General features: G+C 63.7%; 23 protein-coding genes, 1 other RNA gene and 8 pseudogenes. 9 read left to right on the forward strand and 23 right to left on the reverse strand.

Annotation, left to right across the window (positions count from 1 at the left end):
* Positions 1 to 13: 13 nt before the first annotated feature.
* On the forward strand, positions 14 to 175 hold the full coding sequence (locus T428_RS0105050; RefSeq protein WP_156942859.1) for a hypothetical protein: 162 nt from the start codon (positions 14 to 16) through the stop codon (positions 173 to 175).
* Between the two features lies 1 nt (position 176).
* On the opposite strand, the gene T428_RS0105055 is transcribed toward T428_RS0105050, so the two are convergent.
* The 4 genes and pseudogenes from T428_RS0105055 to T428_RS0105070 form a co-directional block, all read right to left on the reverse strand.
* Positions 177 to 680: an N-acetylmuramoyl-L-alanine amidase gene (locus tag T428_RS0105055; protein WP_025735620.1), complete on the reverse strand. Its 504-nt coding sequence runs from the start codon at positions 678 to 680 to the stop codon at positions 177 to 179.
* Positions 681 to 933: 253 nt separating this feature from the next.
* A pseudogene (locus tag T428_RS25740) lies at positions 934 to 1,687 on the reverse strand (SDR family oxidoreductase).
* A gap of 282 nt (positions 1,688 to 1,969) precedes the next feature.
* Positions 1,970 to 2,353 carry a cupin domain-containing protein gene (locus T428_RS34025; RefSeq protein WP_245604795.1) on the reverse strand — a complete coding sequence of 128 codons (384 nt, stop codon included), beginning with the start codon at positions 2,351 to 2,353 and terminating at the stop codon, positions 1,970 to 1,972.
* A gap of 272 nt (positions 2,354 to 2,625) precedes the next feature.
* Positions 2,626 to 3,225, reverse strand: coding sequence for a GNAT family N-acetyltransferase (locus T428_RS0105070; protein WP_025735621.1), 600 nt, complete (start codon positions 3,223 to 3,225; stop codon positions 2,626 to 2,628).
* 180 nt (positions 3,226 to 3,405) lie between these two features.
* Here T428_RS0105070 and T428_RS0105075 point away from each other — a divergent pair, with 180 nt between their 5' ends.
* Entirely contained in the window at positions 3,406 to 3,636 is a 231-nt protein-coding gene (locus T428_RS0105075; RefSeq protein WP_025735622.1) for a hypothetical protein, read from the forward strand.
* Positions 3,637 to 3,659: 23 nt separating this feature from the next.
* Here T428_RS0105075 and T428_RS25750 read toward each other — a convergent pair.
* From T428_RS25750 to T428_RS0105150, 16 genes and pseudogenes are all read right to left on the reverse strand, one after another.
* Positions 3,660 to 6,582, reverse strand: a pseudogene (locus T428_RS25750) (MMPL/RND family transporter).
* A complete protein-coding gene (locus T428_RS0105085; protein ID WP_025735623.1) occupies positions 6,579 to 7,004 on the reverse strand; it encodes an MmpS family transport accessory protein in 426 nt (141 codons plus the stop codon). The pseudogene T428_RS25750 and the gene T428_RS0105085 overlap by 4 nt, the downstream one beginning before the upstream one ends.
* 266 nt (positions 7,005 to 7,270) lie before the next feature.
* Positions 7,271 to 8,608 carry an MFS transporter gene (locus T428_RS25755; RefSeq protein WP_245604796.1) on the reverse strand — a complete coding sequence of 446 codons (1,338 nt, stop codon included), beginning with the start codon at positions 8,606 to 8,608 and terminating at the stop codon, positions 7,271 to 7,273.
* A gap of 72 nt (positions 8,609 to 8,680) precedes the next feature.
* Positions 8,681 to 8,839: a hypothetical protein gene (locus T428_RS32575; protein WP_156942861.1), complete on the reverse strand. Its 159-nt coding sequence runs from the start codon at positions 8,837 to 8,839 to the stop codon at positions 8,681 to 8,683.
* A 144-nt stretch (positions 8,840 to 8,983) separates the two neighbouring features.
* Positions 8,984 to 9,115, reverse strand: a complete 132-nt coding sequence (locus T428_RS35270) for a hypothetical protein (RefSeq protein ID WP_281173688.1) — start codon at positions 9,113 to 9,115, stop codon at positions 8,984 to 8,986.
* Positions 9,094 to 9,375 (reverse strand): Rid family hydrolase, encoded by a 282-nt coding sequence (locus tag T428_RS25760; RefSeq protein WP_245604798.1) that lies wholly within the window; start codon positions 9,373 to 9,375, stop codon positions 9,094 to 9,096. Before T428_RS25760 ends, T428_RS35270 begins: the two co-directional genes overlap by 22 nt.
* 36 nt (positions 9,376 to 9,411) lie before the next feature.
* Positions 9,412 to 10,299 carry an aldo/keto reductase gene (locus T428_RS0105110; protein WP_025735624.1) on the reverse strand — a complete coding sequence of 296 codons (888 nt, stop codon included), beginning with the start codon at positions 10,297 to 10,299 and terminating at the stop codon, positions 9,412 to 9,414.
* Entirely contained in the window at positions 10,296 to 10,619 is a 324-nt protein-coding gene (locus T428_RS34030) for a hypothetical protein (RefSeq protein WP_025735625.1), read from the reverse strand. Before T428_RS34030 ends, T428_RS0105110 begins: the two co-directional genes overlap by 4 nt.
* A gap of 466 nt (positions 10,620 to 11,085) precedes the next feature.
* A pseudogene (locus T428_RS34035) lies at positions 11,086 to 11,292 on the reverse strand (alcohol dehydrogenase catalytic domain-containing protein); the annotation flags it as partial.
* 60 nt (positions 11,293 to 11,352) lie between these two features.
* Positions 11,353 to 11,742, reverse strand: a complete 390-nt coding sequence (locus T428_RS34040) for a hypothetical protein (protein WP_245604799.1) — start codon at positions 11,740 to 11,742, stop codon at positions 11,353 to 11,355.
* A pseudogene (locus T428_RS25770) lies at positions 11,688 to 12,854 on the reverse strand (FAD-dependent oxidoreductase). Before T428_RS25770 ends, T428_RS34040 begins: the two are co-directional and overlap by 55 nt.
* Before the next feature lie 101 nt (positions 12,855 to 12,955).
* Positions 12,956 to 13,390, reverse strand: coding sequence for a cupin domain-containing protein (locus T428_RS0105130; RefSeq protein WP_025735627.1), 435 nt, complete (start codon positions 13,388 to 13,390; stop codon positions 12,956 to 12,958).
* A 113-nt stretch (positions 13,391 to 13,503) separates the two neighbouring features.
* Positions 13,504 to 14,424 carry an NADP-dependent oxidoreductase gene (locus T428_RS0105135; RefSeq protein WP_025735628.1) on the reverse strand — a complete coding sequence of 307 codons (921 nt, stop codon included), beginning with the start codon at positions 14,422 to 14,424 and terminating at the stop codon, positions 13,504 to 13,506.
* The gene (locus tag T428_RS0105140; RefSeq protein WP_025735629.1) at positions 14,424 to 14,669 is read right to left on the reverse strand and encodes a hypothetical protein; all 246 of its coding nucleotides are present in this window, start codon (positions 14,667 to 14,669) and stop codon (positions 14,424 to 14,426) included. The genes T428_RS0105135 and T428_RS0105140 overlap by 1 nt, the downstream gene beginning before the upstream one ends.
* Before the next feature lie 174 nt (positions 14,670 to 14,843).
* Entirely contained in the window at positions 14,844 to 15,896 is a 1,053-nt protein-coding gene (locus tag T428_RS0105145; protein WP_025735630.1) for an alpha/beta hydrolase, read from the reverse strand.
* A gap of 196 nt (positions 15,897 to 16,092) precedes the next feature.
* Positions 16,093 to 16,446, reverse strand: coding sequence for a hypothetical protein (locus tag T428_RS0105150; protein ID WP_025735631.1), 354 nt, complete (start codon positions 16,444 to 16,446; stop codon positions 16,093 to 16,095).
* On the opposite strand from T428_RS0105150, the gene T428_RS32580 reads away from it, so the two are divergent.
* On the forward strand, positions 16,436 to 16,615 hold the full coding sequence (locus tag T428_RS32580; RefSeq protein ID WP_156942862.1) for a hypothetical protein: 180 nt from the start codon (positions 16,436 to 16,438) through the stop codon (positions 16,613 to 16,615). The genes T428_RS0105150 and T428_RS32580 overlap by 11 nt on opposite strands.
* A 723-nt stretch (positions 16,616 to 17,338) precedes the next feature.
* Here T428_RS32580 and T428_RS35960 read toward each other — a convergent pair.
* Positions 17,339 to 18,148: pseudogene (locus tag T428_RS35960) on the reverse strand (3'-5' exonuclease); the annotation flags it as partial.
* Between T428_RS35960 and T428_RS32585 the strand changes: the two are divergent.
* The 3 genes from T428_RS32585 (at position 18,093) to T428_RS0105175 (ending at position 20,835) form a co-directional block, all read left to right on the forward strand.
* Positions 18,093 to 18,557 carry a hypothetical protein gene (locus tag T428_RS32585; RefSeq protein WP_156942863.1) on the forward strand — a complete coding sequence of 155 codons (465 nt, stop codon included), beginning with the start codon at positions 18,093 to 18,095 and terminating at the stop codon, positions 18,555 to 18,557. The pseudogene T428_RS35960 and the gene T428_RS32585 overlap by 56 nt on opposite strands.
* Positions 18,558 to 19,036: 479 nt before the next feature.
* Entirely contained in the window at positions 19,037 to 19,336 is a 300-nt protein-coding gene (locus T428_RS0105170; protein WP_025735633.1) for a hypothetical protein, read from the forward strand.
* Positions 19,303 to 20,835, forward strand: a complete 1,533-nt coding sequence (locus T428_RS0105175; protein WP_084298632.1) for a serine hydrolase domain-containing protein — start codon at positions 19,303 to 19,305, stop codon at positions 20,833 to 20,835. Before T428_RS0105170 ends, T428_RS0105175 begins: the two co-directional genes overlap by 34 nt.
* A gap of 10 nt (positions 20,836 to 20,845) precedes the next feature.
* Here the strand turns inward: T428_RS0105175 and T428_RS31670 are convergent.
* Positions 20,846 to 21,511 (reverse strand): annotated as a pseudogene (locus T428_RS31670) (M15 family metallopeptidase); the annotation flags it as partial.
* 322 nt (positions 21,512 to 21,833) lie between these two features.
* Between T428_RS31670 and T428_RS25775 the strand changes: the two are divergent.
* The 3 genes and pseudogenes from T428_RS25775 to T428_RS25785 form a co-directional block, all read left to right on the forward strand.
* Positions 21,834 to 22,556, forward strand: coding sequence for an SDR family NAD(P)-dependent oxidoreductase (locus T428_RS25775; RefSeq protein WP_051465130.1), 723 nt, complete (start codon positions 21,834 to 21,836; stop codon positions 22,554 to 22,556).
* A gap of 17 nt (positions 22,557 to 22,573) precedes the next feature.
* Positions 22,574 to 23,061, forward strand: a pseudogene (gene msrB / locus T428_RS25780) (peptide-methionine (R)-S-oxide reductase MsrB).
* Positions 23,058 to 23,297 (forward strand): annotated as a pseudogene (locus T428_RS25785) (peptide-methionine (S)-S-oxide reductase); the annotation flags it as partial. The pseudogenes msrB and T428_RS25785, both read left to right, overlap by 4 nt.
* Positions 23,298 to 23,951: 654 nt before the next feature.
* Here T428_RS25785 and ssrA read toward each other — a convergent pair.
* Positions 23,952 to 24,317, reverse strand: a transfer-messenger RNA (tmRNA) gene (gene ssrA, locus T428_RS31675).
* Positions 24,318 to 24,398 lie beyond the last annotated feature (81 nt).

Below are 24,398 nucleotides of genomic sequence, written 5' to 3' on the forward strand. Positions count from 1 at the left end.
CTGGGAGGCAGTTGTGTTCACCATCGAGGAGTTGGCCACTATTCCGCTGTTATCGACGCTCGGGGAAAAGGAACTCGAGTATCTTGCCGGCACCGTGGAGGACGTGGCGGCCTCCGTGGGCGAAGGCGGCATGGCGATCGCCCACGTCCATCGCTACCTCCAGCTGACCCCCTGAATTAGCGCGCCTCGATGGCGGCAACGGTTGTCGCCGCATCGGGCCCACAGATGTGTTGGAGGTTGACGGGTCCTGCGGCCACCAGATCGTCGACGCGGCGCTTGAGGTCCCCCGACGCAAGATGGGCGTACAGGTTCGCGCCCGGGCATGAGGTTTGGGCAAGGTCACGGTGGCCGGCCAGGGTGTTGCTGGCGATGTGAAAGGTTTGGGCGGCCCAGGCGAAAGCGAGCGCGGCACTGTGAAGTTGGGCCTCGGAAACGACTTTCTGGTCGAAGTCTCCTTCGCACAGGACCAGGAAGTGTCCGGTCGTGTCGTAGTCGGTTGCCGTGTCGCCGGCGATCTGTGGGGTTTGCAATTCGTAGTTGTTGCCGTCACGGTCGATGCCGACATGGTAAGCGATGTCGACCCATCCCTGCTTGTCCTGGTGGTAGCGCTGATCTTGGCGAAGGTGGCCCGGGGCATTTCGGTTGTCTCCCGAGACAACTGCTTCGTGGTGAAGCGTCATGCGAGTGATCGTGTGGGGCCTGCCGCCGGCCCGGGCGGGGCGAGCGCCCCACGCATCTCGACACAACATGACGGCCGACGCCGAATTGGGCGGCAATGCTGAGGCAGTCGCCAATTGTCCGCAGCGCTCACGATTGCCGCTGCTCCTGCGCCGCCGGCCAGCTGGAGCAGCCGGCGACGACTGACGGGCGTGACATCGTCCATGGTCAACACCATACGAAACGTGCCCGCCACTCGGGGCCGAACATGCGGCGTTATGGGCCCGAGCGATGGGAATGCGCGTCGATCCAGTCGGAGTATCGGGTAGCGAAGATGTTGGCGTCCGAGCTCGGCGCCAGGGTGTGATCGTCGATCACCGCACCGAAATATGTAGCCTGCGCGTCAGTTACGACCCGACGTCGATCACCAACGGCGGCAAGGCCTCGGCGGACAAAATCGTCCATCCCCATTGCTTCGGGTTTGGCTACCTCAATTATTCCGTTGGTCGGGTGCCCGACAGCCGCGCCAGCCACGGCGGTCGCGACATCGTCGGCGGCGATGGGGCGGAACAACGCGTGCGGCAGCCTGACGATGTCCCCGTCTGTCGCCGAATCGGCCAAGCCAACCGCGAATTCGTAGAACGGAGTTGCCCGCACGATTGAATACGGCCGGCCCGAAGCTGTGATCAGATTTTCCTGAGCCGCTTTGGCGGTGTTGTAGCCGCTATCTGGCATGACCTGGGCGCCCACCACGGACATGGTGGTTGACTCCCGCCTTTTGTTCAGCAGACAGAAGATTCGTGGTCGTTGTCGTGAAGAAGTGCAGCACGGATTCATCGTCGAACAACGGCGAATCGGCCACGTCGACAAGGACATCCGCACCGGCGACGGCCGCGGCGAGACCTTCACCGGTAAGTGAATTGACACCCGACCGGCGGGATGCGGCGATCACCTCGTGCCCCTGCGCGCTGAGCTTGGACGCCACTTTCGAACCGATCAGCCCACGACCGCCAATGATTACGATCTTCATGATGAACCTTTCAGGGTCGCCGTTGACTGGGATCTAGAACGCCGCCAGGCATTCTCAAATCGGTTCACCGGGGAATTTCGCGTCGAAGCGTTCGCACAGCGCGGGGACGGTCTCGACATCCATCTCCAGCTGGTACCGCGCGCAGAGTTCAACTAGGTCCTGTGTCGCTATCTTGCCCACGCCGCCGAGATCAGCAAGCTCGTCGAAGAACCGCTCAAATCCTGCCGGGGAAATAATCTCGAGAATGCGGGCGGGCGCATCGCCCGCGTTCCAGAAGGTGTGCTATTGGCCTCGTGGCTTGAAGATGAAATCGCCGGGTTCCCCATAGAGGATCTCATCGCCAAGCAACGCACCCACGCGGCCTTCGATGATCCAGCTGTACTCGTCTTCGTTGTGGTGGCGATGAAGCGGGGCGGCTAACGCTCGGGGTGACACCGGATGCTCGAGGACCGAGAAGCACCCGTCCGCCGCAACGTTATCGACGATGTGGCGCACACCGATCGTCCCGAGGAACACCGACTTGCCTTCGGCGCGGCCGACAGACTCAGCTGGCGGGCCGCCCGGCCTCAAGATGTCGACTGCGGAGCCGGGTGCGACTCGGTTGCCGTTGCTGTATTCGTTTGGCACGGTTGCTCCTTCATTGAGTTCGCAATCATCGTCCAGCACGCCAGAATCTTTTGGTCCGCTCGCTACCGGTCCCGCCACGATCGACTATGTCGATCGCGACCTGCCGGCCCATGCCGGCGCTGCCACCGACGACAATGACCTTTTTGCCTCAAAGTGCATTCGGGGACCCTTCCTGGTTGTACTGAGCCTGCAGCAAGGCAGGGTGGGCTGTCATCGCCCAGACCACATATCACCCCGGGTGAGAAATACGCTGACGGATGTCATGCGTCGGATACGCTCTGCCCCAAACTAACTCGTGCTCGCGCGAAGTTTCACAGGCCGCGCACCCGAGGCCCGGCGGGTTCGGGGTAATCTAGGTCCGCGGCGGTAAGGCGGTAGACCTGCAGCGTCAGGCCGTAGTACTTGTCCGTCTCGCCCACCCATTCCATCCCGACCCGTCGAGCGGTTGCGACGCCACGTGTGTTACCCGGACGCACGACAGCGAACACTTCACTGACGCCCTGGTCGAACGCCTGGTGCGCGATTGCGCGACCCGCTTCTGCACCGTAGCCGTGGCCCCACGCCGCCGGGGCGATCTGCCACCCGATCTCCAGGTCGTTGTCGCCTGGAGGCAACGGCAGCAGCGACACCGCCCCAATCACCGTCTTGGCACGTTCGCTTTCGACGGCCCAACGCCCGATAGGCAGGCCTGTGTGATCGTGCTCGATGATCCAGCGCTCCAACACCTCCCCCATCGCGCCGCGATCGAGCACGGCGGCCAACGCGGGCGCCAGCCACCGCGTCACCTCTGGCTGGCCGAAAATTCCCAGCACGGCGTCGACGTCGCCGCGCGCCCACGGCCGCAGGCGCAGCCGCGCGGTGACCAATTCGCGGGTGCCGGTCACGTTGTGCACGTGCTCGTCGCCCCTCATCGCCTGGTCACCGCCTATTCGCTTGCCGCGCGCAGCCGCCCGTGGATCTCCTCGCATCGAGCCTGCGGCCAGGCGGAGTGAGCCGTCATCGCCCTACCGCGAATTCACCCAGGTGAGTCATGCGTTGTCGATGCGAAATCAGCAACGATTTCTGGGCCGAAGGCGCGTAGCCTGAGCGGTATGGCTAGAACCAAGGCCAAGACCAGGACCTGCGTACATTGCGGCCATACGTTCGATCCGGACGAGCCACAGCGTGACCTGTCCGATCCGGACTGGCAACCGGGCGCATCGGTCTATTGCTCGCACGAGTGCAGTGACCAGTTCCATTGCAACCTGGGGCATTCCTGCTCGACGCACGTCAAGGAGAAAGCCCGGCGCGAAGCCGCCAAAGCGGCGCAGCGCGAACCGTAGGGCAGTGCGACGCTAGGCCGCAGCTATGTCCGCGGCACCGCGTGCCGTGGCTGGTGCAACAGTGCGCGAACCAGCGGGCGGGGCCCGACGGACCGAAGCATTTGGCTGGCCGGACGGACCCGTACCCGCTTGGGCCACCAGAACCAGCGTCCCATCACCGCCATGATCGACGACGTGATCAGTGATCGCACGACGAAGGTGTCGAACATCAGGCCCAACCCAATCGTGCCGAACTGACCGATCGCCAGCAGATCGCTGGTGATCATCGTCGCCATGTTGACGGCGAACACCAAACCGGCCGCGGTCACCACCGGGCCGGTGAGACCCATCCCGCGGATGAGCCCCGTTTTCAGGCCGGCCCCAATCTCTTCTTCGATACGCGATACCAACATCAGGTTGTAGTCCGACCCCACGGCCAAGAGCACGATCAGCGCGAATTCGGTAGCCAACCAGTGCAACTGGAAGTGCAGAAGGTGCTGCCAGATCAGCGTCGAGAACCCGAAGGCGGCTCCCAGCGACATCACGATCGTGCCGACGATGACGCCCGCGGCGACCAATGCGCGGGTGACGATCACCATGATGATGATGAAGATCAGCACGATCGAGGCGACCGCGGCGATCAGCAGGTCGAACTTGGCGCCGTTGGCGATGTCGTAAAACGTTGCGGCCGTGCCACCGAAATAGATGTCGGCGTTTTGCAGCGAGGTCAGTTTGATCGCCTCTTTGGCCGCGTTGCGTTCCTTGTCGACGGACGCGATTCCTTCCGTCGTCGCCGGATCCACCCAATGAGTGATGATGAAGCGGGCAGCCTTGCCGTCCGGCGACACCATCAACCGCAACCCCAGTTGGAAGTCCGGGTTGGAGAAGATTTCGGGGGGCAGGTAGAAGAGGCTCTCAATCTGAGAGTCGTTGAAGGACTTGCCCATTACGGCATTGGTGTCGGTCAGCCGATCGAACTGATCGATCAGGCTGTCGAACGTGCTGTAGATCGTCAGCGTCGTATCGCGGATGGCTTTTGTGACGGCAATGTTCTCCGGAATGATCGCCAGCAATTCCCGCGTGGCCGTCGCCGTGTTCTTGAGGTCGCCGGTGAGGGAATGGAACTTCTCGGCCAGTTGATCGAATCCGTCCAAGGCGTCGAACAGGCTCCGTAGCGACCAGCAGATCGGGATGTCGTAGCAGTGCTTCTCCCAACAGAAGTAACTACGAATCGGTCTCCAGAAATCGTCGAAATCCGCGATATGGTCTCGGATCTCGTCCGTGATGGCAGCCGTCTCCCCCGTGGTTTTCGAGCTGTCGTCCGCGGCGTCCGCGAGCCGCTGGGTCACCGCGTACTGGCGCTCCGAGAGGCTGATCTGAGTGTCGAGGAAACCCGTGATCTTCTTGATATCGCCGACGCGAGCCTTGAGGTAGTTGAGGTTGTCGCGGATGGGCGCGGTCTGCACACTGAGCTGGAACGGAACGGATCCATCTTGAATCGGTGGTCCGAGAGGTCTGGTGATGCTCTGCACCCGTTCGATGCCGGGCACCCGGAAGATGGCCCCGGCGATCTTGTCCAGGACCAGCATGTCGGTGGTGTTGCGCAGATCGTGGTCCGATTCGATCATCAGCAGGTCCGGGTTCAGCCGGGCCTGGGTGAAGTGTCGATCGGCAGCGTCGTAGGCCTGAACCGAGGACGCGCTCTTCGGTAGGTAGTACAGGTCGTTGTAGCGCGGGTTGAAGCCGGACAATCCCACGGCGCCGACGATCGCCAAGATGACGGAAGTGGCGAGGATGGGTGCCGGCCACCGCACGATGGCCGTCGCCAGCCGGCGCCACCGGGTGTAGTTGAACTTTCGCTTCGGATCGAACAGGCCGAAGCCGCTCGCGAACGCGATCAACGCCGGTGTCAGGGTCACCCCGGCGGCCACCACCACCAGCAGACCAATCGCGCAGGGAAACGCCAGCGAACTGAAGTAGGGCAGCCGAGTGAAATGCAGGCAGGCCAGCGCCCCGACGATCGTCAAACCCGAACCCAGCACCACCTTGGTGACCCCGCGCAGGTGTCGTAGTAGGCGGCTTCGCGGTCCAGTCCCCGCTCGCGACCCTCCTGGTAGCGACCCACCATAAAAATCGCGTAGTCAGTCCCGGCCGCGATGGCCAGCGCCGTCAGCAGGTTGACGGCGAAGGTCGACAGTCCCATGATGCCGGTGTCGCCCAGCAGTGCAACCACGCCCCGACCGGTGGCCAGCCCGACTAACAGGATGACCATCGTCAGCAGCACGGTGCCGATGGAGCGATAGACGAACATCAGCATGATCGCGATGATGATGGTGATGATCGTCATCTTGAACAGGCTCGCGTTACCCACGACGATCGTGTCGTCGGTCAGGGCTCCCTGACCCGCGACGTAGGCCTTCACCCCCGGCGGCGGGTTCGAATCCGCGACGATCTGGCGAACCGCATCCACCGACTTGTCGCCGACGGCGCCGCCCTGGTCACCGCGCAGGTTGACCTGGACGTAGGCGGATTTATGGTCGTAGCTCTCGACACCCGAGGCGGTAAATCGCTGCCCCCAGAAGTCGAGCGCATGTTCGACGTGCTTGGTGTCTTGCTTCAGCTTTTTGACCAGCTCGTCGTAATAGTGGTGAGCGTCCTCGCCGAGAGGCTTGTCACCGACCAGGTCACCAGGACGAGGTTGTCGGAGTCGTACTCCTTGAATTTTTCTCCGATGTGCTTCATCCCGGTCACCGACGGCGCATCGGATGGCGACAGCGGCACCGAGACATCCTCGGCAACCTTCTCCAACTGTGGGACGAAGACGTTGACGACGACCGCGATCAGCAGCCAGACCACGACGATGGGCAGCGCCAGGACGCGGATGGTGCGCGCCAGCCGCGGCTTCCGCTCAAGCTCGTAGTGCGGCGCGACGGGGATTTCGTCCGTGTCGCTCGTGCTGTCGGTCACGCGGACTTGTCCAAACAGGAAACCTGCGCGTCACGGGTGTTCACCTGCTGTTGATCGACCAATTTCCCGTCGACGGTGATCCGGCAGCCTATCGTGGGGCTGTCCCCTCGGGCCACGACGTGGGCGAAGATGCCGGACATTTCCGCGACGATCGTCTGCGACCACGGCAGCGTGGTGAAGTTGGCCTTCTGCGGTTGCGCGTCGGCGTCCATCCAGTTGACGACGCCGGTCGTCCCGGCCGGTCCCAGGATTTCGTAGACGGCGGTCTTAGCCGCGTATGGCGGGGTCGCGTCCCGGGGATCGGGCTTGGCCAGACCTGGCCCTGGGAAGACGCCGTGGAGCCGCTGCACCGCAACGCCACCGACGATAAGTGCGACGATCACGACCAACGGAACCCATGCACGCTTGAACAGTCTCAGCACCGTGTCCCCCGTTCACGAGTTCTCGATCGGCTGATATTAAGACATCTCGTTGCGTCCGCCACCGCTAGCCGAACGCCATCGCGGCCGGATTGATTCCCGCGCTGGCCGCCGGATCGATTGTCGAGTGGGACACATTCACTCCGGAGGGAACGGTTCGGCCGCGGCCGAGGGGCTGCTGGCAAGGGCGGGTTGCACACCGGGCCGGTCGCGGCACACCGCCGCGATGTCACAGGGCACAAATTGGCACCCGGCAGCGGGATTGGTTATCAATAGCGCGGCGAACAATGCACCCAGACGAATAGCCCGGCGCACACCTCTAATACGTGAGTGAAGCCGGCGGCGCTCGGAACGCCGACGCCGATCAAACCGATGGATCCGATCGACACCAGCGCCGCGAGCCGCGAGACGGCATTGTTGATCGCCGACGCCAGGCCGCTGTGTTCGGTCGGTACCGAGGCCAACGTCACCGACGTCAGCGGTGTGATGGTGGCGGCCAACCCGATCGCCAGCACCGTTATCCCGGGGGCCAGATCGGTGATCGCGTGGAATCCGTTGGGTTTCGGGCGGATCAGGAGCAGGCCGATCCCCGCCAAGGCGGGCCCCGCGATCAGGAACACGCGTGGTCCTATCCGCTCGGCGGCGCGGCCGATGTGTCGGGCGAACACGAACGACACCACGGGAATCGGGAGGGTGGCCAGTCCGGTCGCGGTGGCCGAGTATCCGCCGATTTCTTGGGTGTAGAGGGCGATCGCCAGCGATCCCAGCGTCAACGCGCCGTAGACGAAGGCGGTGACGAGGTTAGCGGCAGCGAAGTTGCGAAAGGCGAACAGCGGCAACGGAAGCATGGGCGATGCGCTCCGGCGCTGCCAGCCCACGAAGCCGGCGAATGCGGCGATCCCGATCACCGATGGCACGATGACCGTTGGGTCGGTCCAGCCGTCGCGCTGCGATTCGATCAGCGCATATACGGTCGTGGCCAGCCCTACCGCCGACAGGCCCGCCCCGGCGGTATCGACACGGGCGCCTTCGATCCGCCCCGACATCGGGCACAGCCAAAAGGTGAGCACATACCCGAGCGCCATGGGGATCGCCGACAACACGAAAATCCAACGCCAGCCGAGTAAATCGACGCACACGCCACCCAACAGGGGGCCCAGGGCGAACGCCGTTCCCGTCCACCCGGTCCAGACGCCGATCGCCGCGGATTGGTGCGCCTTGTCGAACACGGTGTTGATCAGTGCCAGCGAGCCGGGCACGAGGAAGGCCGCACCGAGGCCCTGGGTCAGGCGCGCGGTGATCAGCATTGCCGGCGAGGCGGCCACCGCTGCCAAAACCGAGCCCACCCCGAATGCCAACAGCCCGAACCGCATTACAGGAACGCGCCCGAACTGGTCCGAGATGGATCCGCCGGGCAGATTTGCGGCCGCCATCGCCAGCAGGTAACCGTCGACGATCCATTGCTGCAGCGCCAATCCGCCGCCGAGGTCGTGCTCCGTGGCCGGCAAAGCCAGGTTGATCACGGTGGAGTCGAGGAAGGCGACCATCGACACCATCACCGCGACGACCATCGCGCGGCTGGTCGGCGCCGTGTCACGCAGCGTCACCGCCGGGCCTTTCGGGCGCGTGACGGTGGCTGAGCGCCAGACCTGTTGCGTGCGTCGGTCATCGGCGTTGTCTCAGAGCGCCTTTCGCAAAGCCTTGAGCTGCACCAACGCATCAATGTCGCGGCTGGTGATCGCTTTCTGGCCGTTGTCATTGCGCCCGTCATCGGAATCTCGGGATCCGCTGCGACCCAGGGTATTACCGGGCCACGATTCGCCGTAATCGCCGTTCATGATTGTCCTTCTGGAAATTTCGGTCGCGCTTGGGGTGACCGGCACCACCTCGGCGTGGCGGGCCCACTCGCCGCCGGTCGAAATGCAACACGCAGTCGAGCGGAATCCGTTCGGCGCGGCGGAATGTTCGCGCGCTCCAACCGTTTAGGCCGCCAAGATGGCGATAACTTCAACTTCCACGCGCAGGTTGGGCCACACCAGTCCGTCGATGATGCTGAGCATCGCGGCGGGTTCGTGGTGGATGATCTCTTTGCTTACCGCCAGGTAGGCGGCCACATTGTCGCGGCTGGGAGCCATTGGCGCATGTACACAATGTCGGTGAGCTTGGCACCGGCCTTGGCGAGCGCGCTTTCGACGTTGCCCCAGCACTGTCGGGCTTCGTCGGTGAAGTCCTCAGGCGTGGAGCCGTCTGCGCGCAGCCCGGGTGTTCCAGAGACGAAAATCTGTGTGCCACCGCCGGACACGACAATAGCGTCGGCGTATCCCGGAGCGATGTGAGCGCCCACTCCGGTAAGGATGCGAGTACTGGTAGTCATCTCAAGACTCCTTCGTGTTGTTAGGCGGTGGCGGAACTAGAGGGCGCTGAGTGCTTTGAGGTCGTCATCGGCGAGGGCCACCGACGCGGCAGCGATGTTTTCGTCGAGATGCTCCACCGAGGACGTGCCCGGGATCGGCAGCATGATCGGTGAGCGCGCGAGCAGCCAGGCCAGTGCCAACTGCGATGGGCTGGCCTGGTGTGCGGCTGCGATCTTCCGCAACGGACCGTCGCTAGCAGCCAGCGGGCCGGCAGCTAGTGGAAACCACGGGATAAACGCAATGCCGTGCTGGGTGCAGGCGTTCACGAGAGGCTCGGCGTCGCGTGCGGTGAGGTTGTACATGTTCTGCACGGAGGCGATCGCGGTGATGTTCAGTGCCGCCTCGAGCTGATCGACGCTGACCTCGGACAGACCGATCAGCCCGATCTTGCCTTCGGCCTTCAAGTCGGCGAGTTCGCCGACCTGGTCTTCCAGGGGATAGTCGGGATCGACGCGGTGCAGCTGGAACAGGTGGATGCAGTCGGTGTCGCGCCTGCGCAAGCTCATCTCGACCTGTTGGCGCAGATACTCGGGTTTGCCTAGCGGAGTCCAGGATTCCGGTGACGGTGTGTTCGTCGGGTCGGGGCGGGTCCGCAAGAATCCGGCCTTGGTGGCCACGACGAGGTCGGCGGGGTAGGGGTGCAGGGCGGTGCGAATCAACTCCTCAGCGATGAACGGGCCGAAAGAGTCTGCGGTGTCAATGAATGTGACGCCCCGCTCGACCGCGCGGCGCAAAACCGCGTGCGCCTGAGCGCGGTCACGGGGCGGCCCCCAGTTACCGGGCCCGGTTAGTCGCATCGTTCCAAAACCCAGGCGGTTGACGGTGAGGCGGCCACCGAGTTCCAGAGTGCCCGCGGACGCGGCGGTGGGGTAATCGCTTCTCATGCATCGACCTCTCTCGATGGAATCGGGGCCGCGTCGATGCCAGCAGTGACGCGGTCATCGCGAGACTCCTTGGGCGTGATGACTACTCCGTTGGACTCGTGTCCTGCGACGACGTCCGTGAGGGCGTGGACGGCCTGATCCAGGTTGCAGCTGCGCGGGGTTGGCATGCGCAATCGATGGGAGTCCCGAAGCGCGGTCAGGCGGTTGAGTTGGGCGCCGTCGGAACGGACGTAGACCGCGGTCACGCTGATACCGCGAGTGGATGCGGGTGGGTCGGGGGTGATGGTGGCCAGCCGGCCGCCGTCGGCAAGCGCAGTCATCGCCGCGGCAGCACCCCCGGGGGGCCGCGTTGGCGAGGGCTTGGATTGAGTCCTTCGCCAACTTCCTTGCGAGTCGTGGCCGAACTGGGTCGCGGTAGTCGATCACCTCGCGGGCGCCATACCCGCGGACCCGGTTCCTGCTGCGCGGGCTTACGGTGGCGAGCACATCGAGTCCGCGCAGGGCGGCCAACTGGACTATGAGCCCGCCGGTGATTCCGCCCGCGCCGTGAACGAGCAACGTTTCTCCAACACGAAGCGCCAACGCCTCGCCGATCACCTGCTCGGCGGTCAACGCCGGCACCGGAAAGATCGCTGCGGTCTCCCACAGAATCGCGGGCGGTTTGTGGGCAAGCGATCCCACGGGTGCGATCAGTCGCGGTGCCCACGTGCCTTGGTCGCGCAGCGGCACAGGGTGGCACAGCACCGCATCGTTCACACTGAATCCGCCCGGCCGGTCACCGACCGCCTTGATGATCCCGGCAGCCTCGACGCCGAGCGTCATCGGCGGCTTCGCGCCAACGTCCCAACCTCCGGCGCGAATGATATTGTCCCAGTTGCCAATCCCAGCGCTACGAACCTCGATGAGCACCTCTTCGGCCGCCAACGGGCGCGGATCGTCGACGCCGAGCATCTCCACTTTGCCGCCGAGCGTGCGCACACCCGCTACCACCATGGTCACAGCGAGACGACCGGCCAGTCGTAGGTCATTGAGAGTCCTCTCAAAGGTCGAGTTTCAACGAGGCTGATAGACAAGGCAATTCGCCCGAGCGCCCTGTTCCCCACTTTTCAGTAGTGGGGCGAGTTCGGATTCTTCCGCGAGAAGCGGATCCCAGACTTGATTGACGGTTGGTTGTGGCGCGACAGCATGGCGTAGCAGACTCACTGGGATTTTTGCGACGATAGCCAGGGTGGCGGCTTGAACCCATTCGGAGAACTCCGGCCCGACAAAGGTTGCTCCCAGCAGTGTGTTGGTCTCGGCGTCAATGACCAATTTCGCCCATCCATCGAAGCCATCCCGGTAAAGCGCGAGGTGTGACACCGTGTCGGGGTAACGAGCAGTTCGCGTTCTTACTGCGAAACCTTCTGCGCGGGCCTGACTTTCCGTGCGTCCCGCCCGGGCCACTTGAGGCTCGGTGAAGATAACTTGCGCAAGACTGCCGACGTCGCGGGCGGCCAGCTCGGTGCCGCACAGTTACACCCCTCGGCCCGAGCCGCGATGATCTCGGCCACGAGACGACCGTGGTACGTGGAGATATGAGACAGCCGCGCCCGTCCGGTGGTATCTCCCAGGGCGTAGAGCCAACCGCCCGTCACACCGATCGCCTGGAGATGATCGTTCACAGAAATGACCCGGCCCGGCAGCTCAACGGTTTCCAGTCCGAGGTTGTCGGTATTCGTGCACCACCCGGCGGCCAGGACGATCTCGTCAACCTCGATGGTCTGGCGATGGAACGTCGCGGTAACGGGCCCGCCCGGCACGGGGCGGGCTACCGCCAACAGCTCCGTCTCAAAGTGAATCGTCACGCCTTTGCTTCGCAGTGACTGCGCCACCAGGTCACGTGCTTCGGGTTCGAAGTTGGGAAGCAGGGCGTTCCCACGCACCAGCAGCGTTACCGCGGATCCCAAACCGGCGAGTATGGTCGCGAACTCGACACCGACCGGGCCACCACCCAGCACCAGTGCGCGAGATGGCACTTGAGTCATCGTTGTCAAGTCCCGATTGGTTTACGGGCGTGCGTGCAACAACCCAGGTATGGCCAGCACGTTAGGACGAGTGCCGGACGCCACAACAACCGCGTGTCGTGCAGTCAAGACCGCCTCGGTGGTACCTCCCGAGGCATAGGCCACCCGCACTGTTCGTTCGCCGGCCAACCGGGCGCGTCCGTGAAACACTGCTACACCGGCTTGCCGTAGTGATGCTGTTCGGTCTTCGTCGGAGAGGTGTTCTATGATCGCGTCCCGTTTCGCGAAGACGGCCGCAACGTCTATTGCGCCACCCGAAATAGCTTCTCGCACAACGGGGACCGCCTTCGCGAGATTGCACACCGCGATCGGCCGAATCAGTGTCTTGCTCGGGTTGCAGGCGAAGTAGTGGCATTCCCCGCCGACTAGACGATCCTCCACGAGCGCTACCGAAAAGCCTGCGGACGCAAGCTTTCGCACGGTGGCCACACCACCCACCCCGCCGCCTACGACGACCACGACAAACTCTTTGCCGGTCACGTCTCCCCTCATTTCCGATGATCGGTACGTCCAGGTGTGGTTGAGTGCGCGTCACCCGTCACAACAAGCCGACTCGCGTCGGATCGTCAGGGGCCGCACCGGCTTGCGACAGATCATTTTCTTGGGTTGTCGTCCGTGGTAAGCGGCCCGTCTCCGGTATCGAGCAGGAAAACGGCGAGCAATTCAGCGGGTTCGGTGATGCTGGCATTCTCACTGATCGTGTGGTGCGCGCCGGGGGCTTCACTCCATGTCTCGCCGGCGTGATAGACCCGTTCCGGCTCAGCGTCGACTTGGCTTCGGATTGCTCCGGAGATCACGTACGCCATGATGAAGGCTGATTTCGCATGATGGTGGGCTCCGCTCTTAGCTCCGGGCGCGTAGCTGACGGTCACTGCTTCAAGTGATTTGCCCGGAAGATTGGCAGGTTGATTGAAAACCTCGCGGACAACCGGGTTTTGATCCGAATTCTTTGGAGCTGACTCGGCGTGTGCCGCAGCTGCGAGCATCACCGCAACTGTCAGTGCGGCGAGTGGCATCTTCAAGGCCATGTTTAGCCGCCTTCCCTTGGGGTGTTTGACGACTAGTGGCTGTGATAGCGCGATCCGGAATGACCGCACAGACCCGAGCCACGTTGTACGCCAGCAGGTTCGACGGATCGTTTTCAGTCTTCGGCTACGCGCAGGATCGTCTTGCCGGGGATGCGCTTGCCTGGCGCGAATGCGGCGGCAGCCTCGGCGAGTGGCAGCACGGCACCCACCACCGGTTTGAGGCACCCATCGCGTACTCGCGCGACGAGGTCGGCGAGCCGAGCGCGATCGGGCTCGACGAGGAAGAAAAGTGCCCGCCCGTCGTGCGGCTGGTGCTTCGGTGGCTCGGCGATGGTGACAAGTGTTTCGCCGGGCCGCACCAGGTCGGCCGACCGATCGAGGACCTCGTTGCCGATCACATCGAACACCAGGTCGACTTCGCCTGCGTCCTCCAGCTTTTCGGTGTCCAGATCGACAAACGTGTGGGTGCCCAGTTCCAGCGCGCGGTCTCGATCCGCGGCTCGGCCGGTGCCGATGGCGCGCGCACCGACCTCGCGAGCCAGCTGCACCGCGATCGACCCGACCCCGCCCGCGACGCCGTGGATCAGGACTATCTGTCCGGCGGCGAGGCGGCCGTGGTCGAACAGGGCTTGCCAGGCGGTCAATCCGGAGATTGGTAACGCCGCGGCCACCGTGTGATCAACATCGATCGGCAACGGTGCGAGATTGCGGGCGTCCACAGCGGTGTACTCCGCCAGTGAGCCGTTGCGAGCCCAGTCGGCGAGCCCGAACACCCGCTGACCCACGGTCAAACTCGTGGTGCCATAGCCCAACTCGGCCACGACCCCGGACAGCTCGTGGCCGGGGACGCTCGGAGTGCGGTCACGACCTGCGTGGTCGATCCAGGTGTGCGGCCAGTCGAGCTCTCCGCTGGTGAAACCCGCGGCGTGTACGCGGACGATGACGTCGTTGTCGGCCGCTTGCGGGTAAGGAAGCTCCGTCAGCGAGAAGCCGGCGACGCCGGCGTCATGATCCGAAACGGTGATGGCTCGCATTACAGGTCCTTTCTAATGTGGGTTGTGGTCGTCGGCTCGACCGCGGGCTGCGGTTGTACGCTGACGAGTTCGAGGCCTAGCTCGCGGACCCGGTCGAGAAGTCCGTAAAGCTGTGACTGGTCGCGGATTTCACCGGTGAACACGGTTTCGTTCGCGCCAGCCTCGAAGCGCATCCCTTCAAACGCGCATCCGAGCCGGTCGGTCAAGCGGCCTTGAATGCACATCCGGTACGTCGTCGGCTGCATTTGTCCTCCGCTCGCGAACTGCGCAACCAGCATTTATCGTCGCGAGATGAGTCGTCATCACCCGGCGAGCTAATTCACCCGGGTGAGTACGACGCATTGCTGGGCGGATCGGCGGCAGCAGGGGTGGACCGGCAACACCGAGAAATCCAGCTTCGAAAGCCTTCGGGTTCTTGGTTATCCGGTTGCTTCGCGGATGTAGCGGCCAATTTGTCGCAGCGAGCGGATGGCTTCGGGGATCAGCGGCGCGGCGAATTGGAACACGTGGATTTGGCCCGGCCACACCTGCACTTCGACTGGCACGCCGGCGGTGGCCAGTCGTTGGGCCGCCAACTGTGCATCGTGGAGCAGTACCTCACTACCGGACACATGGATCATCGTGGGTGGAAGGCCGGGTTCGATGTGATCGAGTGGCTCGTAGAGCGCATCAGGATGCCCAGTGGCGTCGCGGTGGGCTGCGGCGCGGGTGATCAAGCCGTGGAAAGCGGCGGAGGCTCTGGGCCCAAACATCGCATCAGAGTCGATGTTGGGGTGGGTCGTCTTGGGTCGTGTGGCCAGTTGCAGCAGCGGTGACATTGCCACCAGCGCCGCCGGTTGCTCATCGCACTCGAGCAGACGCTGGGCCAGCGCCAGCGCCAGGTAGCCGCCCGCGGAATCGCCGGCCAGCACGATCTGGTCGGGTTGGTAACCTCTTTGGCGCAACCATCGGTAGCCGTCGTAGCAGTCGTCGATCGCGTCGCTGATCGAATGTTGCGTAATCTTACGGTAATTGGGTACCAGTACAGAGCTGTCTGCGAACCTGGACAGCGTGCTCACCAGCCGGCCGTGTGAGTAGGCGCCGCAGGTGAGGAAGGCCCCGCCATGCAGATACAGCACGACCCGGCGGGTGCCGTCGACCGGTAGCACTCCGGCGGCGCGGATTAGCTGCGCGGTGCAATGCGCCAGCGCGATGCCGGTGCGTTCCGTGCCCGGCGGCGGCGTGACGGCGCGGGCGGCGATCTCGACGACGCCCCAGGGCCACGGCGCCGAGGGCAAGTAGCTTCCCACACTCAAGGTGGGCCGGATCATCAGCCGGGCGCTCAGCCAGGCGATGCGACCGGCCATGCTCGGACCGTCCTGGACGACGTCAACGACGGCGCCCGCGCGGCGTGCGTGCCGTCGACTTTTTCGTGCCCTGGCTGCTCTTAGACCGGGGCGCGGTGAACCCCACACCGTGGCGGGTGCGCTCATGTCAATACTTCCGGACCGGGCTCATCGTGCACTCTGTTAGTTGAGGGACGGCCTGTGTGCCCCGCAGAAGCGGGCGCTCCGCGGGTCAATGAATCTAGGTGATCACTAGGAGTTAGGCAGACGCCGACGCATAAACGACACTGTTGGTCGGCGGCGGCGGCTGCCTGCCGGTCACGGGCGCTCACCCGTATTCGGGTCATGATTTCGGCGCCTCGGTCCCGATCGGCCGCACAGCGAAGCTGCGCAAGTATCCAGTGGGGCGCCCGCAGGTGGTGCACACCGGACGAGTGCCCCATCTGGACGCCACAGCGCGCTTGTCGCCCACGTAGGTCGCCATCGCCCATTGCACGGTAGCCAGACAGTCTTGACAGAGCGCCTCGACGAGGTCGCCGTCTGGGCTTAGCCCCATCTGGTCGCATCCGTCGATGGCGTGGATCTCGGCGACCGCCACCGCCGGCGCACCGCATGTACTGCCGCTCGGCACCCGCTGGGCGCTGCAGGCGGGCTGTAGCGCATGAAATTGATCCTCGATCGCCGGGATGGCGTCCATCGCGGCCTCTCCTTTCCAATGCGTCCAATCGCTGGCGGCGCATCGCGGCGAACTCGTCTATCTCGCGTTGGCGCTCATAGGCTTTCAGCTCGGCATCTTGGATCGCTTCGTTGAGGCGAGCCTGGGCGAGCGCAGGGGTCAGCATCGGAATGCCCAGTTTGCGCGCTGACTCATGCCGAGAGTCGAGGGCGTCTGGCGTCGTTGTGGCGAGCCATTGAACGGTTTTCGTGACGTTCACCGCCAGCTTTGCTCCATAGAATTCGGCGCGTTCACGTAACGCAATGATCTCCGTGTCCTCGCCCACGACGGCGATTCGAAGCCCGCGCAGGTACCTGGCCTCGGGTCGTGGCTCTGGCTCTGAGCAATCGGCAATAACCGCGTTGACCCTGCCCGCTACGTCTGTGAGACCAAGAGCATCGGCCAATAGGAACATTTCTCGCCGCCGCACCGGTGTCAAAGCGGTCCATGGCACGTCCTTCTCGTTGTTGAAGGCAGTGTCCCAGGCCCGCCGGTGAAGCTGCCGGAGTTGCGTGCCGGTCAGACCTGTGGCCATGGCTATGCGAGTTAAATCGGACGCTTCTTGCATCGTGAGGCGGCTGTCGTCGACCGATGTGTCTAGGAGCCGCCGGTAGTCTTGGACGACTTGCGGATTGCCCTTGCGGGGCCTAGGTGATTGTGGAAACGAAGCCAGAAGATTGTCCATCGAGGCGCGTACGAGAGGTACTGGGCGACAGCGGATCTGACAGGTCTCAGATACGGCGGAAGGCGGACCGCCGTGTGGGTCCTGGGTGAAGTACATAGCAGAGGGGGCCTTGCGTAGAAGCCATAGCAGAACCTCCTTCACAGCCCGTGCGTCACCTAGCGCCGCGTGTCTGTCATGAGCCCATTCACCCGTCGCAGTTTTGTACATCACCGGCAAGCTGAAGGCCCTGCCGTCGAGGTGATTGCGGCAAGCATCTAGCGTACAGACACCGACGACACGGGGTAAGGGAATTGCTGCTCGTAAGGCGGCCGCCGACAAAAATTCGTTTTCGAACGAGAAGTTATGGCCGACAACGACTGTGTCAGACATGAACGCGAATACTTCGGGGAGCACATCTTCGATGCACGGTGCACCCACCAGATCGCTATCACGGATGTGGTGGATGGCGACGGCGTCAGTGCTCGAGCCAGGATTGTTTACCAGCGTCGCGAACTCATGGATTGTTTTCCCATCTGCGGAGAACTTGACCAGGCCGACCTCAACAATCCGGTCAGTGTCTGAATCCAGCCCCGTTGTTTCCAGGTCCACTTCTGTGAACGTGACGTTGGTGGTGGGAAAAGGTGTGATCTTGCGAGTAAGGCCGACGTATGGAATGGATGGTCGTCGGCGCCTGCTCACAGCCGCAGGCGGGATACCTTGAGGGGGACACACGGGTGGGTGCGGCCAGGTAACGTCGATGTTGGACTTCGGGCTGTTGCGCCGAGACTTGGTGACGATCCAGCCGATAAGCATCGCGGCCAGGAATCCAAGCCATAGGACTTCGAAAACCCATCCCACGACTGAGCGAGTAGTGGACGGGTTTTCAGCACCCATGCGCACGGCGAGATAGGTACCGCCCCAGTAAGGCCACGCCAATGCGCACACCCCTAGGCCCAAAAGCAAGATGACAGCGCCACCTCCCGAGGATGGCGAGCTGTTCTTTCGTCGTGATGAGCCCATCGCGACCTCCCGCTGCCTCCAGCCATACCTGTTTCGGGGCAACACGGTAATCCGTGAAAACGCAGGCGGCGGGAATTTGGCGAAAGATAGTTCACATGGCGGGTTGGCTGCCGAACGGCAGAAGCGTGGTACCGGTTTCCTATGGGGGCCGCCTTCGGCAGGTGCCTGGCGACTTCTCGGCAGCCTGTCCGGACCCGGTCTTGCCGCCGTTAAACCTGAACCGAAACCTCAGGCGGTAGAGGGGAACGTTCGCCTCAGAAGGGAAGTGTCGTCCATCTCAATGAACAGCTCGATGAATTCCGCGGCAAACAGCCGAATCGAGCCGCCACACGACCGTGCCCACGCCGAACTCGAGATCTGCGGCACCCCGCTGGATGCAGATTTGGTGAATCGTCGTTTTGTGGTCTAGCTGCGCCGACTCCTGCCGAACCGCCTACTTCATATCTGTCTGCAAGGACCGTCTGTTCAAAGCGATGTGCTAGGTACGCACCGGAGCTTCGCCAAGGCAATGGGTTGGATCGTGCCGGGGCGAGCGGCTCTATCGTCACGCGACGGCCATGTCACGGTATGCGAGCCCGGCACCGCATCACGGTCACGTGAATCGGGTTTGCTTGGATTACCACCGGTCAAATCCAGTGACGAACTTTCGCAGCCAGAGTGAGGACTGATGACAAATCGCCGTCTCGTTTGGGCGCTCGCCGCGGTGGTGGCGGCGGCCGTCGTTCCCGGCCAGGCCCATGGCCAACCGCCGACGAAGTGTCTGACCAACACGCAAACGGGCAAGCAGGTCTACGTGCCCTGCGATCTGCTCAACGCCGGCGCCAATTTCCCGCCGGGGCACCGGTGTCCGCCGCCGCTCGAGCAGTACCCGAAAGACGTTGCGGACTGGTGTGGCGTCGGGCCCGGCCTTGCGACCAGCACGCCCACGACCCCTCCGACTCCGACAAGCCCCACGAGCCCGACGAGTCCTACCAGCTCCGTGCGACCGACGACGTCGACGGGCCCGGTGAGCACAACGAGCCCCACGACCACCACGAGTCGTGCGACCACAACGAGTCCCACGACGCCGACGAGTTCCGCAACCCCGGCGGCGCCGGGCGATACCGAGTGACGACGCCGCGCATCCGGCTAGCAGCCATGATTCCGGTGGACCGATGCGAAAGACCTTCCGAAAAGCCGCTGCCGTAACAGCCGTGTTCCTTGCACTCATTGCGGGTTGCTCGCGCGGTGATGCGGCGCACTCTGCAGTAAGCCAAACCCAGGGTGCAACGCAGACATCGGCAGCGGCTCAAACACCGTACTCCGCAACACTTTCCGAGCTGCCCGACGCGGCCACCGCGCCCGCTTTCGCACCTGTGTCCAAGCTGATCAATGATGCGATCGGCGCGAACAAGCTGCCGGGGGTGGTGGTTGTGATCGGCCACGACGGCAACGTCGTCTTCCGCCATGCGTATGGCTGGCGCAAGCTTGCCGGCGAACCCGGGCTGGACGGACTGCCTGCACCCGCCAAGCCGATGACCGAGGACACGATTTTCGACTTGGCGTCGTTGACCAAGAGCCTCGCCACGGCGACCGCGGTCATGCAGCTATACGAACAAGGCAAGGTCGGATTCGACGACCCCGTCCAGCGCTACCTGCCCGACTTCACCACGGTGGACGACCCGCGGCGCGCAAAGGTGACCGTTCGCATGTTGCTCACCCACACGTCGGGCGAACCGGGGGATGTCAATCTGGGAGATCCGTGGGGGCTCGACGGCGCCGACAAGACCGAAGGCATTCGTCGCGCGCTCACCACGCCGCTGGAGTCGGGCCCCGGTGCGGGTTTTCGCTACTCGGATATCAATTACATTCTGCTTGGCGCGTTGGTCGAGAAGATCACGGGTGAGGCACTTGACATCTACGCTCAGCGACACGTATTCGAGCCGCTCGGCATGGCCGACACCCACTTCCTTCCCCCCGCCAAGGCGTGTGGTCCGCACACCACGATCGGGTCTGCGATCGCCTGGGCCCACGCGCCGACGGGTGGCGCGCCGGACGCGTGTCCCGCGGGTACCTGGAGCACCGGCTTGTTGCCCCGCATCGCGCCGACGGCGCGCGACGAAGAGGGCAGAGCCGATCCGGGCAAGAATCCCGATCTCGATCATCTGCTGCGGGGCACCGTGCAGGACACGACGGCGCGGCACATGGGTGGCGTGGCCGGGCATGCCGGCGTGTTCTCGACGGCCCACGATGTCGGTGTCTTTGCCCAAGCCTTGCTGGACCGGCTCGCGGGTCGTCCGAGCGAATTCCCGTTGGCGCAACCAACTTTGGAGTTGATGACGGCTCCGCAGCAGCCGGGACACACCCCTGGCCAACTCGAGGCAGCCAACGAAGCCACCCGAGAAGCCGTCGCGAAGAGACCGAATACCCGGGATCCGCTGCTAGCGCCGCGCTATCCGGCGATCCCTGGGCAGAACCTGTGCGGCTTTGGCTGGGACATCGATACGGTCCTTTCCCCGCGGGGCATGGTTTTCCCGATCGGTAGCTTCGGCCACACCGGATTCACCGGAACGTCGATCTGGATAGACCCGGGCTCGGATACGTACCTAGTTCTGCTCTCGAACTCGAGCTACACCCGGGGCAGCCCACCGATATCGGATCTGCGAGGTGAGGTTGCGACGGCGGCGGCCCGGGCTCTGGGCCCTTGAGGGCTCGGGTCCGCTCGAAGTGTTGGTAGTCAAGGGGAGCCGCCCACTCGCCACCCCACCGCCAGCCACGTTCCGTGAAGGCGTGCACCGCTGGGTCGCCGCTGTGCAAGAGACCAGGGTCGGTGCGGCTGCGGTCCAAGTAAGCCGCGGCGTTCACCGGTTCGAAATACTCGCTGGCGTAGAGGCACGGGTTGACAAGCGTGTTGATATCGATGGCCCGGCCGTAAGCATGGGGAGACCATTCGTCGGTACCTGGGATGCGTCGGCAGTTGAACGCCGACGTGTTGTTGTCCTCCATGGATAGCTCGTCGTCGGCGTCCGGGTAGTGATCGACCGTGCGGATCTTCTCGACGGGATAGCGTAGCTGGTAAAGCTTTTCGAAGATCGCGATCACGTCGGGCACCAGGTCTTCGTGCACGATCAGGTCGCCGCGATGGGTCTGGCCGTCGAAACCGATGTAGGCGGCGTCGACCCGTCGCAGTTGTCCCGGCGCGACGGGACATTCCGGCCGCCGGGTCGCGCCGAGTTCGGCGGCGGTGACCGGCGCTACGGTCGCGGGGGCAGGTGCCGACGACACGCTGGCCGCCGCCGAAGATGTGGCAGACGACGATGGTGGGTTCGGGGGCCGTGGCGGCGCGGAGGCGCACTGCACCAGCACGACGACCGCTGCAAGCATTTCCGCCAGCAGGTCGCCCCTACGCTTCACTGGGATCAGTCCTCACCGCTTACTTCCATCATTAACACCGTATGCGACTAGGACTGCGCCTGCCCAATCCCACACCGCACGTTCGCAACTCAGCGAAGTGGCGGAACTCTGACCTTGCCGCGGAGCTCACCCGGGTGAAACAACGTGGGCGTGATGACACCCCGCCCCGTCGCCCAGCAGACTGGCCGCAGTTCAGCGACCGAGATGTCGCCAGCACGCAACGACCAGCAGAAGGGTGTCACCATGCACTTCGGTTCCAAGTAAAGCCATCGTCGTCGGGGGCAGCGCCGGTATGGGCCAACAGGTCGCCGCCGACCTCGTGCGCCACGGCGGCAGCGCGGTGATTGTCGGCCGGTCGAAGGGCCGTGTTGATGACACCGTGGCCGAATTGACCGCCGGGGGTGGCCAGGCCTGGGGGATCACCGCCGAGTTGACGGATCGAAGCGCGGTCGCCGATGTGCAGCGCGTGCTTTCCGAACAGCACGCCGACGCGACGCTGTTGGTCAACGCGGCCGGATTCTTCGTTCCCAAGCCGTTTCTCGAGTACGACGCGCAGGTCTACGACTCCTATATGGAACTCAACTACGCCCTGTTTTTCCTGACGCAGACCGTCGTCGCGGGCATGGTCGCCAAGGGTGAGGGCGGGGCTACCGTCAACATCGGCAGCATGTGGGCGCATCAGGCGATCGGTCTGACCCCCTCGTCGGTGTACTCGATGCAAAAGGCTGGGCTGCATGCGCTGACCCACAATCTGGCGATCGAGCTTGCCGGGCATCAGATTCGGGTCAACGCGGTAGCGCCGGCCGTCGTCAAGACCCCGCTCTACGAGGGCTTCATCGCGAAGGACGAGATTGACGCCACGCTTGCCACTTTCGCGCCACTTCATCCCCTGGGACGAGTGGTCACCCCCGCCGACGTCGCCAACGCCGTGACGTATCTGCTGTCTGATGAGGCCAGCTGGGTCACCGGCGCCATTCTCAACGTCGACGGCGGCATCATGGCCGGCCGCAACTAGCCCGCTGGAGGATTTCCATGTCACACCAATACAGCAAGAGCCCTGCCGCGGTTGAGGCGCTGAGCCCCGAGCGTACCACGTCACGCAGGAGAACGGCACGGAGCTTCCGCTCACCGGCGAGTATTGCAACAACCACGAGCCCGGCATCTACGTCGACATTGTTTCTGGCGAACCGCTTTTCGCCTCGGTGAACAAATTCGACAGCGGAAGCGGCTGGCCCAGTTTCACCCAGCCGATCGATGCCGACAGCCTTGTCGAGCGGCGCGACCGCAGCCACTTCATGAATCGGGTCGAGGTGCGGTCCGCCCACGCCGATAGCCATCTGGGGCACGTATTCCCGGACGGGCCCACCGAAGCCGGCGGGCTGCGCTACTGCATCAACTCAGCATCGCTGCGATTCATCCACCGCGACGACTTGGAAGCCCAGGGTTATGGGCAATATCTGGGCTTGTTCGCCAAAGATGCGTTGGAGCAACACGATCGCGTCGGCGAGGAGAGATCATGACCGGCCACAACAAAATCGCCGTTCTCGCCGGTGCGTGCTTTTGGGGCATGGAGGACCTGTTCCGCAGGCGGCCCGGTGTGGTCTCCACCCGTGTCGGCTACACCGGCGGCAGCAACAGACACCCCACCTACCGCAATCACCCCGGCCACGCCGAGGCACTCGAAATCACCTACGACCCAGACGAGACCGATTACCGGGCACTGCTGGAATTCTTCGTCCAGATCCACGACCCATCGTGGTGTGGCGAGGGATCAGATCGGTCACTGTCACCTTTGGAGTGTCTCTGGCCGAACTTTATACTCTCGCCGGCCAGACGTTTGCGATCGACCAATTCTTCGCCACATCAGTAGACCGCAGAGTGGCCGTGAAGGAATTCACCGAGCCAGCACCCGCGCCAGCGCTGTACCGCGTCAGGGTGGAAGCCGGAACTGAGGCCGTTTGGATACCCCCGCTTGGCGCTGCGGAGGAGGCGCGCCAGATGGAGTTACTCCTGCTGCCTGGTCTAGAGGCGCGTATTCTCGCGGTAGACGACAGCGGCACGCCGCCAATCGTGGAGATGGAGGTGAGCGATGGGTAGGTTCTCCGACGACATTCCGCTCAGGCCGCGAGGCAGTGTTGCGCCAACGACTGTTCCCGTATTGCTTCGCAAGCTCCACGTCAAGGACGCGCCGTTTGAGAAGCAGAGCGAAGCAATTCGCGAATGGCTAGCGACCAATAAACCAGGTCTCACCATGCGTTATAGCCTCGAGCGACATGGATTCGGCGAATTGCTCCGCAACCAGATACGGCTGTCTTAGAAGCTCGGCGGCGCGCTAACGGCATTCTACGTTTGACGTGGTGTTGACGTGGCGGCTACGTGAGCAGTTTACGCGATTTGAACTGCTGTTAAGTGGTGGAGCTGCCGGGAGTCGAACCCGGGTCCTACGGCATTCCCTCAAGGCTTCTCCGTGCGCAGTTCGCTATGCCCCTGCTCGGATCTCCTGGTCACGCGAACTAGCCAGGATGACGATCCCAGTCGCTGTTGGTGTCCCGATGAGTCCCGCGACCGGATTCATCGGTGGATCCCTCTAGCTGATGCCGGGGTCCGGGTCGAGGGCGGCCCGGTCCGACAGACTAGCTTCGCTTAGGCAGCGAGAGCGTAGTCGCGCTGATGTGAATCGGCGCTTATATGGTTACAACGACGCTTACGGTGGTCTCTTGCCTGCACCGGCACGCTTCCCTTGATTCGATGCGCGAAGTCGAAACCGCTCAGCCCCTCGCACCCTGCCGACTTTCGGCAGACACTCCATTCTACGGCAGCATTAACCAGCGGCAACGGGATTATGTTCCGTTGTCCG

Origin of the sequence: Mycobacterium genavense ATCC 51234 (genome assembly GCF_000526915.1) — a bacterium.
Classification (GTDB): Bacteria; Actinomycetota; Actinomycetes; order Mycobacteriales; family Mycobacteriaceae; genus Mycobacterium; species Mycobacterium genavense.